This window comes from Gimesia algae (assembly GCF_007746795.1).
Classification (GTDB): Bacteria; Planctomycetota; Planctomycetia; order Planctomycetales; family Planctomycetaceae; genus Gimesia; species Gimesia algae.
In genome coordinates, this window is the sequence record NZ_CP036343.1 from 5892307 (window position 1) to 5909678 (window position 17372).

The following is a 17372-nucleotide window of genomic DNA, read 5'->3' on the forward strand; positions in this document are numbered from 1 at the left end:
CATCTACAGAGGGTCAATTCTAATTCCATTCAGCACGATTGGAAACAGGCTTTTACAGCAGCGGTCCTTCCCAGTTGGTAAAGGCGTCGTCCATGGCTTCCTGCTCCCCGTTAAAGTCATCTGCCAGATCCCACTCCTGCTCATCGTCAGCATGGGCAAAGACCAGGTGACGGTCATCGGTATCAGAATCCATTAGAGTGTCTTCAAATTCGGACGATGAATACAGGTCTTCGAACAGGCTTGTATCCAGTTCGAATTCGTCAGCAACCTGTGGATCTGAGCTGACCGATGGCTGGAAGACATCGAAGGTGACAGTCTGCTGAATTCCAGCATTCGAATCTTCTTCTTCAGTCGATTTAATGACTGCCGGAGCAACCAGACTCATTGAAGATTGTTCAATAAACGTCTGGGCAGCTCCCTGACTTTGAATCAGTACCGGTTCAGCAATCTCTTCAGCGGGTACATTGTTAGTACCAAAGATCGGAGCTGCACCACCACTGGCTGAACCTGACTGAGCGTTGGCATAAGCTTCCAGCAGCATCTGCACGTTCACATCGGAAATTGTCTTGCGGATACCAGGATCAAGCGTATCGCCCATCAGATCATCCGCGTATGCAGGGTCATCGACATGCAGACCAGTTGAATCCAAAGCCACAGTAAAGTCAGAACCGACAAATACCAGATTGCCACCCGATTCTTCAACCAGGCTTCCAAAACCACTGAAGTATCGTGTAAATCCAAGTACGTGTCCAATTTCGTGTAACAATACCGTATACAGGTCATAGGCACTGCCTGAGGGCAGATCGGTCACATCAACGTGCCAGCCTAAGCCATTGGCATCGTTATCAATTACGACACGACCTCCGACTGGAACACCATCTACACTGTATTCCGTAGTCAGTCCTGACCCCAGTTGAGCCGTTCCGAAGTCATGTACGACGACTTGCACATCCAGGTCTTCAACGCCCAGAGCTGTTTCCCAGGTATCGACGGCAGCCTCGATCACCTGATCAATGCTGTCATCCCCACTGGCCACTTCCAGCTGATTTCCAACCCATTTCTGACCGAAGTTTACAGGGAAGGTGACTTCAGTATTACCACTCTTCTTCTTGCCGTAATTACCAGCCAGAGAAATCAGGTCGCGATAATCCACTTTACCACTCTTATCAAAGTCGAGAGCAGAAGCGTAAGGTGAAGTCGCGTTGAATACTTTTTGGTTATAAGCAGAAGTAAAGAAGATCAGATCACGATAATCAATCTTATCATTGTCGTCGATGTCATAGATCACCGGATAGAGATCGGTCTCGGGAAGCGCTCCCACGTTAACAGAGACTTCGCCAATTCCCGAGATATCAATTATGGCATTCTGAATATCAAGCCCTAATTTCTGTGGCTCAATCGTCAGGTCTGTGGGATCGACCTCAACCTGATCACCTGCGAGAGACTCGAATTTAATGCGAGCCAGCAGGGCATAACCGGTTCCACCGACGTATGCTTTCGATGTGCTACCCCCCAGATTGCGGACCACACCGGCGGCATCATCAATCACAACCGTTTTGTTGAAGGTAAAGTTGGAACCAAATTCCACCGAGGTCGCGGTGAAGTAGGCTGTGTTATAGGCAATGTCAGTCAAGACATCGCTGATACCAAATCCGCTGGCAGTATCCACCCAGACTTCAACCCAGAAGGAATCCCATTCCTGAAGCCAGTCTTCGTTACCTGGTAATGCTGCTGTATGACCATTGCTGGAAACACCCGTTTTCTGTTTGACCACCGAAATCTGAATACTGGTATTTTCATCTACAAGTGAAGCATCACCGCCCGTTCCAAACAGCGGAGCCCCTTCATCAGGATTAGGATCAACCAGGATGTTTTGAACTTCCACAGCACCGATATCGACATGCGGAGTACCATCGGTTACTTGTGATTTAGGGCGCTCATAACCTCTCTGGTCAACAGCAGGTGCATTAAAAGATAAATCACTATCTTTGCCGGCGTCAAGCGCCAGGCTGCCAAACAGCAGTGAATGGGTTAGAGTAGGGCCACCATTATCCAGCAGGTCACCCAGTTTAGGATCAATGGGTGCCTCCTGAGTACCAACAAGATTTCCATACATTGAATCATCGGTCAGCCCGGTTGCAGTGCCGATATCACCAATCAGGTTATTAAAGCTGCTTGTGGTATCATAAGCACCACCCAGATCGGGATTTGCAAAGAAGCCACTATTTTCTGCAACAATCGTGTTGCTCAGTGTGGCAAAGGCACCGGTATCATTCGAAATCCCCCCACCAGACTGATCTGCCGTATTCTTTGTCAACGTGTTGTTCAGCACACTCAATGAGCCGGTATTGAAGATGGCACCACCACGTGATCCTGCATGATTTCCAGAGAACGTGACGTTGGTCGAAGTGATTGTACCTTCGTTAAAGATGGCACCACCACGGCTTCCCGCGTCATTCGCATAGAACAGAGACTGCGAAACATCAAAACTGGCATCGCTGGCAACATAGACGGCTCCTGCACGTCCATCCGAGGAGTTCTCGGAGAAGGTTGTACGACTGACTGTTGCTGTTTCAGTGTATTGATAAATAGCTCCCCCCTGGAAACCGGCATGGTTATTCAGGAACTGAGCATTAGTAATATCGAGCTGCCCGAGACTGACGATCGCCCCCCCCAGGAAGGAAGCAGAGTTATCCTGGAAGATGATCTGATTCAGATTTGTATCACCCTCGGCAAAAATGGCACCACCGTCATCAGCATCACCGTTGATCAATGACATACCTGACAGATTCAGTGTCACATCACTTTGGGTATGGAAAATACGATCCAGGTTAGCTGCATCAATGATGGTTAATCCGGCCCCCTCACCAACAATTGTCATATCCCTCTTAATATCATAGTCACCAGTGCCATTATTATTTTCATTGATGCCTGCAATAGACATAACATAATCATCTTGGTTCAGGATGATTGTATGATAGCCTCCTATGTTATTATTTATAATTTGAATCGCTTCACGAAGTGAAAGATCATCCCGGTCGTAACCCGCATCCGTGTCATCTACATCTAATTCATCATCGGTCGTAGTCACGACCAGACCCTGGCCCGCTTCGATAATTGTACCCACAGCTGTATCATCACTTAACGGAACAGCCTCTGCAGTGGCTGTTACTTCAGCTGAAATAATTTTCAGAGTAAAGTATTCAGTCAGTTCAGCATCAGTCATACCATCAACATCATCGAGAATATCGATTTCGATGAACGCCATACGCTCATCTTCGTCTATCGATATGGATCCTGAATCCGCCGTATAATCAGATCCTGCCAAAGCTCCGCTTCCACCGATGCCATCAGATGTCTCATAATTAACAGTCACTCCCCCCGTTGGTGCAGGGTGCGATAATGTGACTGCAAACCGCATTTTAACTGGCCCTGTCCCATCTTCAGGTTCCACCATTGTCGCATCGCTTATCGATAAGAAGGCCTCGTCGTCATTCGTGATTGTTCCTATAGCCTGTATATCAACATCATTGATGGTGATACTTACGTTTCCGCTTCCGCTCACTGGTTTCACTTCTATATTCTGAAGCTCGACCCTGAAGACTTCATCTTCTTCAATCAAAGAATCGCCAACGATTTCCACAGATACCACCACTTCCGTATCGCCGGGAAGGAATGTGATGTTTTGAGTCGATATGCTGAAATCATCCCCATCTGCATATGCATCGCCTAGAGTTTCAGATGAATCTGTAATCAGTGAAACAAAATCAACAGAGACAGACTCTGTTAGCGGATGCGAGAGCGTTACGGTAAAGTCCATGTTAGTAATGGTGCCTTGTGGACCTTCATCAACAGATATATCCTCTTTAATGCTCAGAATTGCTTCGTCATTCTGAATCGTACCTGTACCATGGGGTGTACCAATCACAGCACCGCTTGCATTATACAGGTTCACAGTGAATGTTTCATGAAATTCAGGGACGGTATCACCGTATACCAATACCTCAATGACCTGAGTCGTTTCCCCTGCTACGAAAGTGACAGTGCCGGTTGTAAATTGATAATCGACCCCCGCTGTCGCCGATATGTTGGAAGTTTCAAAGTCAACGGTGACGTCATCCACATTACTGTTCGATAATGAAACGATAAATTTCATTACGGTTCCGTCAGTTATATCAGTTTCGAGCTGGCTGACATCGGAAATACTGATGGTCGGCGTGACAATTTCAAAGGCACCAATGTCGCTGGTCGTATCGGTGGGCCGTGTGGCACCACGCTGGTCGAGGGAGATGCCATCAGTATTGTCCCCGGCATCAATGGCCCGGCTGCCTGCGAGTAATGCATGCGTCTCAGTTGGGCCACCATTGTCCAGGAGAGCAGTGAGGGCGGGATCAATGCGTTGAGAATTGCTTCCCACGATATCACCATTGAAACCATCAATGAATCCTGCTGCTGAACCGCTGGTTCCAATCAGGTTATACCCCAGAGAGGTGAAAGTCCCTGCCAGGTCAAATCCACCGAGCAGAGCATTATTGCCGGCCACGATCGTATTCTTAACGCTTACACTGGCGGTATCAGCGACAGAATAAATACCGCCACCTGTACCTTCAGTAGAGTTTTCATAAACCGTGGTATTGTTGATAGTCATCTCGCCGGTGTTATGAATCGCCCCCCCTTCTTTGCCGGCTTCGTTTCCGGAGAAGGTGACATTGGAGATATCGACGGTGTCTTCATTCAATAATCCACCGCCACGGGTACCAGCGAAGTTATGCGAAATCGTGCTGTTGGAAATCGTCACGTGACCGACGACGTCCACAGTCGGAGGCAGGCCAGTAACCGTAATTGTATACTGCCCCAGGCTCCCGTAATCTGAGTACCCCGTTCCCAGAACGTCTCCCTCACCTGTTCCTTCGATAGACACGTAGTACGTACCAGCTGCCAGTCCGGTGAATGACGCATTGAGAGCACCAATAGGATTGCTCGTTTGAATCTGAGTGCCGCTGGAATCGTACAATGTGGCAAGAATATCGAGGTTGGGGCTCTCAAAGAATGGATCAATGATGGCATCGCCACCAGTGGTTGTGAACTGGAAAAAGTCCACATCTGTGTTTCGCTCGATAATTCCGGAAGCTGTGCCGTTGATGAGACTTGACGCAGTGCCAATGCTGCTCCCGTAATCATCGACGCGATAACTAAATCCGTTCTGAGTGGTGATGATATTCAGATCGTCCTCGCTGTTGTCGGCGTCGGTATACTCACCTTGACTCCACTGGACCAGATCCTGGGAATAACCAGCTCCCATGATCGGAGCCCAGCCCGTTGGACCGCTGCCATGACCGAAGTAGTATTCCTCGGTTGACGTACCATCATGGAATAGCCCCAGTGTGTGTCCTACTTCATGGCTGGCTGCTTCGGCAACACCAATCAGACCTGTGTTGAACACGTAGGTTGGTGTGTCGAGGTTGTCGTTGAACGAACCAACATACGCGACCCCCCCAGCATTGCTGTACCAGGTGTTCTCACCAATGACAACACGCACTCCCCAGCGTGTATCTGAGCCATCAGTCCTGATCAGATCGCTGACTGGCGGCTCTGCGGTTGTCACATTGACATTAAACGGAGCAAAGTCCTCAGCAACCCGTAACCAGGTGCGTTGAATGACTTCGATTTCGGCAAGGCTGAATGACCCGACATTGCCATCGGTATCATAAGCAGGTGTGACAATGGTACCGAATGCGGTATTCCACTGTGTGCCTGTTGTCGTGTGACCATCGAAATCGAGATAAATCGTGAAGTTAGATCCGGGCAGCGAACTCAGGTTGAATGTATCGCTGACTGGGAATGGAGGAGCTTCGCTTAACAAGGCAATTTCTGAGTCACCGTTATTGTATTTAGGAATAGAGTGTGCTTCATACTCTTCTACTACCACGACCTCACCCTGATACTGAGCTCCCGTGGAAGAAGATGCGTTCCCTTCACCATTCCCGACAGCCACTTCATCCGAAATGAAGACACCACCACCGGCAACCGTTGCGGTATTGCCGTCGATTGTCGTGTCATTGACTGCCAGGGTTCCCCCTGTGGAGTTGTAGATACCACCACCATTTTCAGCATCGTTGCCGGAGATAGTACTCAGATCGATGGTGATCGTACCATAATCGCTGTTGAAGATGGCTCCCCCGTCAGCAATCGCGGTATTGTTTTCGAATAAGCTGTCCGTCATGGTGACGATCCCATTGTTGAACAGGGCACCACCACGATTCGCAAGACCGTTTTCAATTGTCACATCTTCCAGAATCAGATTTCCAAAGTTCAGAATGGCGCCACCATCCTCAACACGCGTGACACTTCCATTCACAAGTGTCACGCCGCGAATCGTAACATTGACGTCGGTAAAGATATGGAAAATACGGTCCAGGAAGTCGGCGTCAATAAAGGTTCGCTCCGAACCGGCACCGATAATGGTCAAGTCGTCGGTAATGTCCAGGTCGCCTAACAGGGCGCCGTTTTCACCCAGACCGAACAGAGACAGCGTATAAGTGCCGGATCCCAGCAGAATCGTGTCGGCACCAGCATGTGCGTTGGCTTCGATGATCGCTGCACGCAGTGTGCTGCGTCCCTGGGAGTCGACACTGACTCCATCACCGGGAACGGCATCGACCGAGTCTTTAAAGCTGGTGACAATGTAACCGGATTCAAACGCCCCGATATCGACGACCAAAGTTCCATCTCCGTCACCATCGAACAGACGGGCAAAACCACGTTGATCGTTTGTCGGTGCGTAGAAGTTGTTACCGGCATCACGCGCCAGGCTTCCCCCCAGCAGTTCGTGGGTGAAAGTCGCACCGCCATTATCCTGTAAGTTACCCAACCCTGCACTGGCGACATCGACCTTGTCAGTACTATGAATGAAGCCGGTCGAATCGGTATCATCACCAATCAGGTTGAATCCGATAGAATTGTATTCTCCCGCGACGTCAACGCCTGTCCCTGTCGCTGAATTTCCGGCAATGATGGTATTGACCACACTGACAAGCCCACCGTCTTCATTAATAATTCCACCGCCGGTTGTTCCCGCGTTGTTGGTGATGGTCGCGTTGGTGATTTCCATCGTGCCTTCGTCACCGTTGAAAATCCCGGCACCATTAATTGCTGCGTTCCCGGAGATCGTGGCATTCTCGATGTTGGCAAGCACCAGCGAGTTATTAAACAGGCCACCGCCATCGCCGGTGGCAACGTTATTGGAAACAGTACTGTTAATCAGATTCAACTGGGCGATGTCTTCGTTATAGATACCGGCTCCATTGGAAGCGACGTTACCATCAACGGTCGTCCGCCTGACGGTAATCGTGGCGTCTGCAGTATTGAAAATACCACCACCATTTTCGCTGGCCGTATTATTCAACAGGTCAGACAGATCCAGGTCGATGACGCCCAGTTCCTGGTTATAGATGGCACCGCCGGAATCTGCCTCATTGTTAATGAAGGAAGCGTTTATGAGACTGACTGTTCCTTCTTCCTGATCGTTAAACAGGCCACCACCGTTTCTGACGGCATTGCTGTCTCGGACAATTGTCCCGCTGAGCGAAAGACTGATCCCGAAGTTGGCAATTGCACCCCCGTCGCGGCCCGCAGAGTTATCATCGAACATACCAGTTGTAATCGTGACCTCACCTGCGGATCCGTTATATAGACCACCGCCGTCAAAAGCAGCAGTATTCAGCAGGAGCGAAACCGTATTCAATGAGACCACACCCTCATCGTTATAGATACCACCACCGTCCTGCGATGCAGTATTTCCAGACACCGTGGTCCGGGTAATCGTCAGCGAAGCGGCTTCTTCGTTGAAGATACCACCCCCCTGGTCAGCCATGTTATTATTCACTTTACTGTCAGTGATGGTCACGCTCGCCAGGTCATTGTTGTAGATACCACCACCGTCTTCTGTGGAAGTATTACCGGAAATCGAGCTTCGCAGAATATCAACAGTCGCCTGCAGGTCGTTGAAGAGACCACCACCATCACTGGAAGCGGTATTGCCTGAGATTTCAGAATCTACAATCGTGATGACAGACTGATCGTTGTTGAAGATACCACCGCCGTCGACGGCACTGTTATTGGTAACATCGCTGTTGGTCAGAGTCAGGGTTCCCTGCAGACCAAGCTGGCCATTCAGAATACCACCACCATTAACGACAGCGGTAGTGTCGTCTACATCAACTTCAGCGGCATTGCCGTCTACCAGTGAATTGATCAGCGTCAGAGTCCCTACATTACGGATACCACCACCGCTGTCACCAATTACTTTACCACCGGTAATCATGACTCCCTGCAGGGTGAGGTCAGCACCAGAGAAGATATCAAAGACACGATCACGTTCATCCGTGAGGCCGGCTGCATTGATAGTGGTCTGCCCGCTTCCCGCACCGAGAATCGTCAGACTGCCTGTGGTATCGGTAATATCCAGGTCACCCGTTTCAGATGAGTTTTCACCCGAACCGAGTAAACTCAGGTTGTACTCACCTGCTCCCAGAATGATGACGGAATCCCCGGCCAGAGCATTGGCTTCCATGATTGCTGCACGCAAGCTGATATTTCCATTTTCATCCGCGACGATACCATCACCGGGATTGATATCTACGGTATCCTCGGTGCTGTTCACAAAGAATGTACCATACTCAACAGCCCCGATATCAACATTCGTCCCCAGGATACGGCTTGATCCCCGTTGTTCCAGAGTCGCTGTGTTGGTATTGACCCCGGTATCGATGGCAATACTGCCCAGCAGCAAAGCGTGGGTAAGAGTGGGACCACCGTTGTCGGCCAGATTGAGATCCAGCACAGGCGTGGGGTCTGCCACATTGATAATATCACCAAATCCGAAACCGGTTGCGGTTCCAATCACTCCAGTCAGGTTTCCACCCAGACTGGTAAAGCTGCCATCCAGTTCCGAATTGGTTGTCGCTGTATTTGCTATGACCAGGTTATTCTGCATCGTGGCAGTTCCGCTGTTGGCAACAGCACCACCGGCTGTCCCGGCATCGTTCAAGGTCATCGTATTGTTAGTAGCGTTCAATGTTGCTGTATTACGGATCGCTCCACCACTTCGATCTGAAGAGTTACCCGAGAAGGTCGAGTTCGAAACAGTGACCGTTCCGATGCCCGCATTGAACACCGCACCACCGTCACGCTCCGTGGTATTTTCGCTGATCGTGCTGCGTGAAATCTGCAGGGTTCCCGTATTTCGTAAACCACCACCGCTACCGCCGGCTGTATTATTGGAAATCGTACTGTCAACAATCACCATCAACCCGGTGTTATTGATACCACCGCCACCGTCTTCTGCTACGTTTTCAGTGACTTCCACATTCGTTAAGGTGGTGGTACCACTGTTACGGATACCGGCACCATCATCGCTGCCTGTCAGTCTACCATTTTGAATTGTCAGATTTTCCAGATTCAAAGTGACGCCGGCAAAGATCTGGAAGATACGATCCAGGGCACCCCCATCGATAATGGTAACTCCCACTCCCTGACCACGAATCGTCAGGTTATCGCGAATATCCAGGTCGCCGGTAGCAGACTGGTCTTCATCGATACCGGCAATATCCAGTAAATAGGTTCCTGCTGCCAGTTGAATGACGTTCGAACCAGCAAGAGCGTTTGCTTCCTGAATCGCCGCACGTAAGGTGATGTTTCCGTTTTCGTCCGCGACAATACCATCACCGACATTAGTATCAACAGCGTCATCAACAGTAGTGGGGTCGATTCCCGTTAAATCAATGGTCGAGCTATTGGTCCAGGCTTTAGATGCATTGACCAGCAGTGGATTATCATTAATGTCTATGATCTCTGAACCTTCAGCGACCAGTGTCAGCACATAACTTCCAGTCGCCTGGGTAACCTGAGTTAAATCAAGGGTAAACAATGAGGCAGTGGTGGTTGTACCACCTATAACGGGATTGACAGCTGTAACTGTGACACCAGCAGCAGCCAGATCGATTGCCTGACCGTTGAGTGTCAATCGGAAATCACTGATTGTCACATCAGCCACATCAACGGCAACAGGGTTGGGGTCCACATTATCTAACACGGGAACATCTTCAAAGTTGATCGATACAACACCCGCGTTGGTATGTATCACTTCATCATCCTCAATTCCTTGAATCGAAGCCCCCAGCTTAGGTCCACCAATCCGCCAGGTTTCTGATGCACCTGACACCAAGGCGTTAGAAGATAGATCTACTATCCCCGAACCCGCAGCGATCAGTTTCAGAGTATACTCACCATCCACGTTTGTAACCGTACTCAAATCAATAGTGTAGGTTGATGAATTCTCCTCTGTCAGCATTAACCCTGAAATGTCAATTTCTTCCGGACCGTTGCCCTTATCTATCCACAACTCAAAATCTAAAATATCCACACCAGTTACGTCTTCGGAGAAGTTAATCATCACATCATAGACCAGAGACGTCTCGGGATCAGGAATAACATCCTGAATACCTGCGATGGGAGCTGTAAAGTCAGTACCCTGATTCCATTTTACATCAGAGGAGCTGACAGCCTCATTGCCTGCGTCGTCTGTGACTCCGGAACCTTCTCCCACAAAGACCAGTCGGTATTCACCGTTTGCACTAAGGTAGTCAGCATGGATAGTAACTTTATACGCCGAGTCCGACCCTGCTATAGAAACGACACTGACAATGGTTTTGACGACTACTGACATGTCTTCAATCGTGTCAGTGATATCGTCACCGCCCCGGAATAATTTGAAATCATCAACATCCAGACCCGTAACGTCATTATCAAATTCGATATCCACAGTACCATCAGTTGTTTCAAACGGATCGAATGTAGCAGTCGGTGCCTGTGTATCATTCACCCAGGATACATCCTCAACACTATCACTGTCCGTCGTCAGGGCATTCCCCGCAGAATCGACGATAAACGACGAAGCAGTCGAATTGATCGACAGCGTATATGTTCCAGACAAGTTGGTCACCTTACTGAGATCCAGTACAAACTGGCTGCCGGTAACCTGCGTCAAAGTCGCGGGGGTTGCCGCGAGATTGACTGAGTCATTGGGACCCACGAGTGTAAAGTCACCCAGGTCAACGCCGGTCACATCTTCCGAGAAGTTGACAATCAAGTCACCCACCGCCGCACTGCGAGGATCGGGAGAGACATTCTCAATCTGGACCGTCGGAGCAGCCGTATCAATGGTAAACCGTTCGACATCACCAAACAGGAGGGTGTTATAGCTGTCTGAATATTTAATATCAGTGATCGAACCGTCAGCATTTAATCGCAGTTCATACTCTCCATCTGCCAGACCGCCCAGAAGTGTATCAATATTTAACCGGAACGTGCGGGGTGTCAACTGTTCCAGATTGGCTAGCGAATAAAAATCATTAACCAGAGCGTTATTGTGGTATAGAGCAAAATCACTAAGAGTCACAGCTAGATCTGAAACATCTTCCGTGAACGAAACAATAAAGTCTCCAGGAAAAGTGTGATTCAATGGATCAGGAGTTGTCACCGAAATATCGGCGGTCATGAATGTCTGCACAAATGGTGCTAGAAATGTATCTACATCCGGATTCCAGAAATCCCATGCAAAATCAATTTCTCCGACCCCACCACCTAAAATTACACTATTGAAAAAATTAGATGTGTAATCATCAAAAGAGTTATTGAAATAAGTTTGATTGACACGAAATGTGCTGACCCCAACCCCGTCAAACACAAACGATGCGGTATTATCATTTGTGGACCAGAAGCCAGTAGTCGAATAGCCGGTCAGGTCATAACCTTCGGTACTCACGAGGGTAAAAGTATTCGCGTTGTAATCGATATCAGCAATGGTAAACAGCCCGTAAATAGGATTGGCGTCATAACCATCTGTTGCTCTCAATGAGCGCGTAATCTCAATCGCATAGCCGTTCGCCAATAAACTGACATCGTCAGCTTGAATGAGAATCCGTCCCGACACTGGATCAATACTGGCACCGATCACATTTCCGGAATCAGGCGGGCCATTGGGTGAAGGTTCGATTGTGGGATCATAACCAGCACGTGACGCGATACGCTGTGCGTTTCGACGCCGGGTTGCAGATGTAAAATCACCATCGGGAACAGGTGCGGTATAATTATTAAGGCGTGATTTGAATACGGGTTCAGCTGTATCGTAATACGCCCCGAAATTAGTCACATCCAGACCGTTACCCGTATTCTCTTCAAAAAACAGATTCAATCTTGCCAGGGGATCACGCTCATAAGATGATAAAACGCGAAAGTTTGGATTTGACGCAGGAGACGTCCAGACATCCGAAGTAATATTGGGATCGACAGTTGAGACAAATGACTCAGCATAAACATCTTCGCCGTAGTTCCCTTCAAATACGTTTCCTGTCACCATCACATTGGAGCGGCCATTTGCGGCATTGGCACTGTCTTCATCACCTACTGCTGCACCACCATTATCTGATGACGGTCTCTGAGTTGAAGACCAGAACGTTCCTCCCCCCCAGATTGAATTCATGGTACCAATTCGCAGAACCAGACCAGTGGTGGTAAAATTGCTGTTTACCCCGTTATCCTGTATGTAGTTGGTATTGATCTGCAGGACCATGTCGGCATCAGAATCGACGACACTACCGGTGGCATCCAGGGTCGCTGTGCTGGCGGCATCCTGATCCTGCCCCACCGAGGCGGTTGTGACAACATAAAAGCCTTCCAGACCATTGGAGACAATATGATTCGCACCAGCTTCAGTTCCGTCACCAAAGATAAAGTCTGAATTGGCCCGATCTTCTGTCTGCAGATCCACACCGCGACCACCATTATTATCAATGAAGTTCCCAATGGCAGTCACACTGGTCGTAGGCTGCTGAGGTCCAAATTCTGTAAAGTTGTTACCAACTTCACTGGGGCTGACACGATTCGCACTCAAGATTTCCAGACCATCCAGCGTGTTCTCGGTGATGATATTTCCACGAATAAAGGATACCTGGGAGTCCGAATTAATATCGATCCCCTTACCGGTATTAGAGGCGATCAGGTTATTGTCGATTGAAGACCTTAACCCAGCCCCTGTCAATTCAATTCCCCCCGTTGAGTTGGACAGAATCTGGTTATTTGCAATTCTCACCCGACCATCAATGCGATCTACCGTAGCTGCAATCTGGATTCCGTCACGTCCATTTCCAGAAATCAGGTTGCCCCGATCTGCACCAGTGACAGGATCAACACCGTTTAGACCAATAAACAACATCTCATGATTGCCGATACGTCCGGAAATATCGATACCATGCTGGCTGTTATTGCTAATGGTATTCTGCATCCAGGTTCCGGCGACATCGCGTTTATCAGTACCAGCATAATTTGATGAATAACTTGTCGATTCGATCCCGTTCAATGAGTTCGTATTGATTTCGTTATTGATGATATCTGCAAAAATCAAAGCGTCCGCTTCGGCGTGCATCTTGATACCGTCGCGCGCGTTACTCGACAGCACGTTGTCTTTGATTTCGAAATCGGTGGTCGTCAGCGAACCATTTTGTGCCAGGATATCGATGCCGTCACTGTTACCGGAGATCATATTGCTGTAAATTTTTACGGCTCGTTCTTCGCCGACAATCGGATCAACGTCAGCACGCCCCACACGGGCATCATCTTCCCGGTGGAAGTGAACTCCGTCCCCTGTATTGTTCATGATGACGTTATTGGAAATCTGGGTGTAGTCGATAATCGTAGATTCTTCGATATGAATCCCGATACCATTGCCGGCGTTGCCTAGCCCGGCAGTACTGTCAGCATCAATACCAATATAGTTACCATCAATGATGAGGTCACGTAACTGGTTGAACGCTTCAAAATGGACATCAGTTCCATACAAGTCAACATAGATGGCATCCCCGGTGTAAGGGGTGGCAGCATTCAAATCATTACGAGTATTTGTGATGGTATTCCCGGTGATACTCACATCACCGGTTGCCGTATCTTCCATACTGACGGCGATGGCTGCCCCCTGGTTGGCATCCAGCGTATTGTCTTCGACTGACAAACTGAAATCGATACTGACCAGAGTGGTCGGATCAGCGGCATTCAGATTGATCCCCTGGGTGTCATTGGAACTGATCGTATTGCCTGTAATATCGCCATAAAACGAGGTATACATCTCCAGATCAATTTCAATCCCTGCACCGGAGTTACCAGTAATCGTGTTCCCGCTGATACCTCTGAGGTAACCGCCAACAGTCGTCGTTTTCACACTCAAAGTGGCACCGGTCAGATTGACAGCAGTCACAGCAATCTGTGGAGGATTCGTGTTCGCCAGTTCTCCTATAAATTCGATTTCAAAACCGTTAGTAACATCTCCCCGGACTAATACATTTCCGTTGAGTACAGGAATGGTATTTAATTGAGTCAGGATGTCAGCCGCATCATCATTAAAATTGATGACCCCTGTGGTCTCAACCCCATCGAATGACAGTTTGAAATCACCCGCAGTCGGAGTACCATTCACCACGACTTCCTGAACTTCGTTGAGGCTGGTTCCCTCTGACACTGTTGTTACTGTCGGGACTGCCGCGATCAGCCCATCATCATCAATCGTTAGGAGAGTTCCTAAAGGTTCATTCTCAAAATCAGCGGGTCTCAGACTGTTTGAGCCTACAAACTCAACCAGGAATATGAAGCTGTTGCCAAAACTCGATTTGGTAACCAGGACATTGCCCGGACCAATATTCGTCAGCCCTTCAAGAGCAAGCTGAACATCAGCTGCAGTCGCATCGTAGGCCAGCGGAACTGTCGTTTCGGTATCGAGGCTGATCGTAAAATCGCCCCCTCCGGGTTGTGCAGGAAATTCAATCGCCTGGATTTCATTCCGTCCGGATCCCTGTGTTGTTGTACTCGCAGTAATTGTAATATCGGTACCGGGAGGCAAGGCTATCTGAAACAGTGCATGATTTGTCTCTTCCAAGTCACCCGTAAATTCGATCACAAAACCATTAATAAAATTGCCGGTTACAGTAAAGTCAGTTCCTGTGGTTCCAAAGCCTGCAGCTTCAAGTGCAGCATCAATACTGGTAATCATAGCCGCACTGGAGTTCACGATTGTGATCGGTGCCGTCGAGGTACTTCCCAGGGACAAGATAAACTGCTGGCCGACTGGCAGATTGACATAATCAAATTCCAACAGTTGTTGCTCGTTCAGAGTCGCCGTTCCCGCCCGCTGCTCAGTAATTGTGATATCATAATTCAAGCCATTGGCATTTGGGATAATCTGATCGATATTAATATAAGCCAGTGGGTTCCCCGGGTCATCAACGACTGTGACTTCAAACCCGACGCCGGTAAGTTCAACTGTCACAAACTTAAAATCAGCGGGCATAGACGGATACAGATTCGCTGCCAGATCATTCAAAGCATCTTCCACTGCACTAGCATCATCGTCCCAGTTGAGAGTCGTCGACTGTCCCAGGAAGAACAAGGTATAGGTGCCAAAGGTTGGTACATTGTCAAACGTCAGAACCTGGACTTCACTTGCCCGCTGATAAAAAAGATCCTGAATAGAATCCTGAAATATTGTCACAGTCGGGTTATCAAACGTTAAATCGGCGTTTACCACTTCTAACGGGTTGATATTCTGGTGGGCCAGATCGTTCACAAATTCAATTTCGTACCCGTCTGTGAAATTTCCGTTGACCTGAATATCATCGACTTCGATGTCGGAGTCCAAGGCAACCAGGAACGCTTTGACCTGAGCAGCCGTCGCTGTGTGAGCGATATCATCGGTTGTGTAAGAATTTCCCCTGTTATCCGTATATTGCAGCTGAAAAAATCCGCCAATGGCTGATCCCGCGAAGCTGACTACCTGGACTTCATTCCTCGGCGCGGCAAAGTCAATTCTGTCAGTAGGACCGCCGGGCACACCGGGATTAGCGGGTACACCGGGAGAAGCACCCGTTGGAACCGGATTGGTGGTTGACGGTGTGAAGAAAATACCGTGACCTGTGTTGCCGGAAATCAGGTTATCGCCGATTTCACCGCTCAGGTCGCCGTCAGTCTGATCGAAGACAATCCCGTGTCCGCTGTTGGATGTGATCGAGTTTCCGGTAATCGAGACAAACTGATCGACATTATTCAGATTGAGGCTGACACCAGCACCGGCGGTATTCCCGGTGATGACATTCGAATGAATGAACAACTCGGTCAGTAATGCAGCACCTTCGGCGGCGGTATCATCGACGGTGATACTCACACCTTGAATACTGTTGTTATTGGTCAACCGCAGTTCTTCAGCTTCCGAATCCACAATGTTGACGCTCACACCATCATTACCTGATGTGCCGGCAATGGTGTTATCAGCCAGTGTGGTATTACGCAGATTCGATTCATCGGCAACATCGATGGAAACACCATCGATGTTAGAACGTCTGATCGAAGTTTCATCAATGATCGTATTACTCATTGCCACGGTGACACCGGCTCCGGACTGCCCGGACAAGGTCGAATCAACGATATTGAATTCATTGATGACAATATCTGTCAGATCAATGTTAAATGCATTTCCCACCGCGCCGGTGATGGTGGAACTGTCCACGGCGATCGAGATAGATTCGGCAAGCAGACCATCCAGGTCAATGTCAATTCCCCGTCCAGCAGCAGCATTGACAGTGACATTATCAAACAGAATGGAGAACGGAACATCTTCTGTATGATCATCATTCTGGAATTGTAAGCCATCCAAGTCGATCGAAATACCAGCTCCCGACGTGGCATTGACGGTCAGGTCTTCAAAGATGATCGAATCGTAATTGGAAAAACCATCGTCATCCGGGTCCAGCACTGAGTTATCAATCGTCATACCCAGCCCGGCAGTCAGCTGATTGATGATGAGCGACGTCAGAAGAGTTCGATCTTCGAGTTGCTCAATCGCGATGCGGCGTTGAACCTTCTGGCGGGCGGATGAAGGAACACTTCGAAGCTGAAGTCTGCGACGAGGATTTAAAGTCGCCTTACGGCTTTTTTCGAACGCAACTCGCATCGACTCAACCCAAGATGTCAGTAACATCTGCTGTCTCCCATAAACTCTAATTTGCCATGGCATTTTACTAAAACAGGAGCAGGAAATCACATCCCGCTTCGCCTGTTTCAGAACAAACTTGAATGCCATTCTGTTGTATTGTTAGTTGTCAATTTAATGATTCGGTTCAAGGAATTCTGCCTGCAGCATACACTTAACGGAACATTAGAGCACTACCCCTGATCCGTAATACTTGACTGTTTACAGAACTCCAGCCTTTGATGCTAAAAACTACTCTGAACCGATGTCAAAGAAATTTGCATAAATTAGGTAATTTATAACT

General features: G+C 48.7%; 1 protein-coding gene. It reads right to left on the reverse strand.

What is annotated here, in order from left to right; genetic code table 11:
* Positions 1–52: 52 nt before the first annotated feature.
* Positions 53–17077, reverse strand: a complete 17025-nt coding sequence (locus Pan161_RS22015; protein ID WP_145230887.1) for a choice-of-anchor Q domain-containing protein — start codon at positions 17075–17077, stop codon at positions 53–55.
* Between the last annotated feature and the right edge of the window lie 295 nt (positions 17078–17372).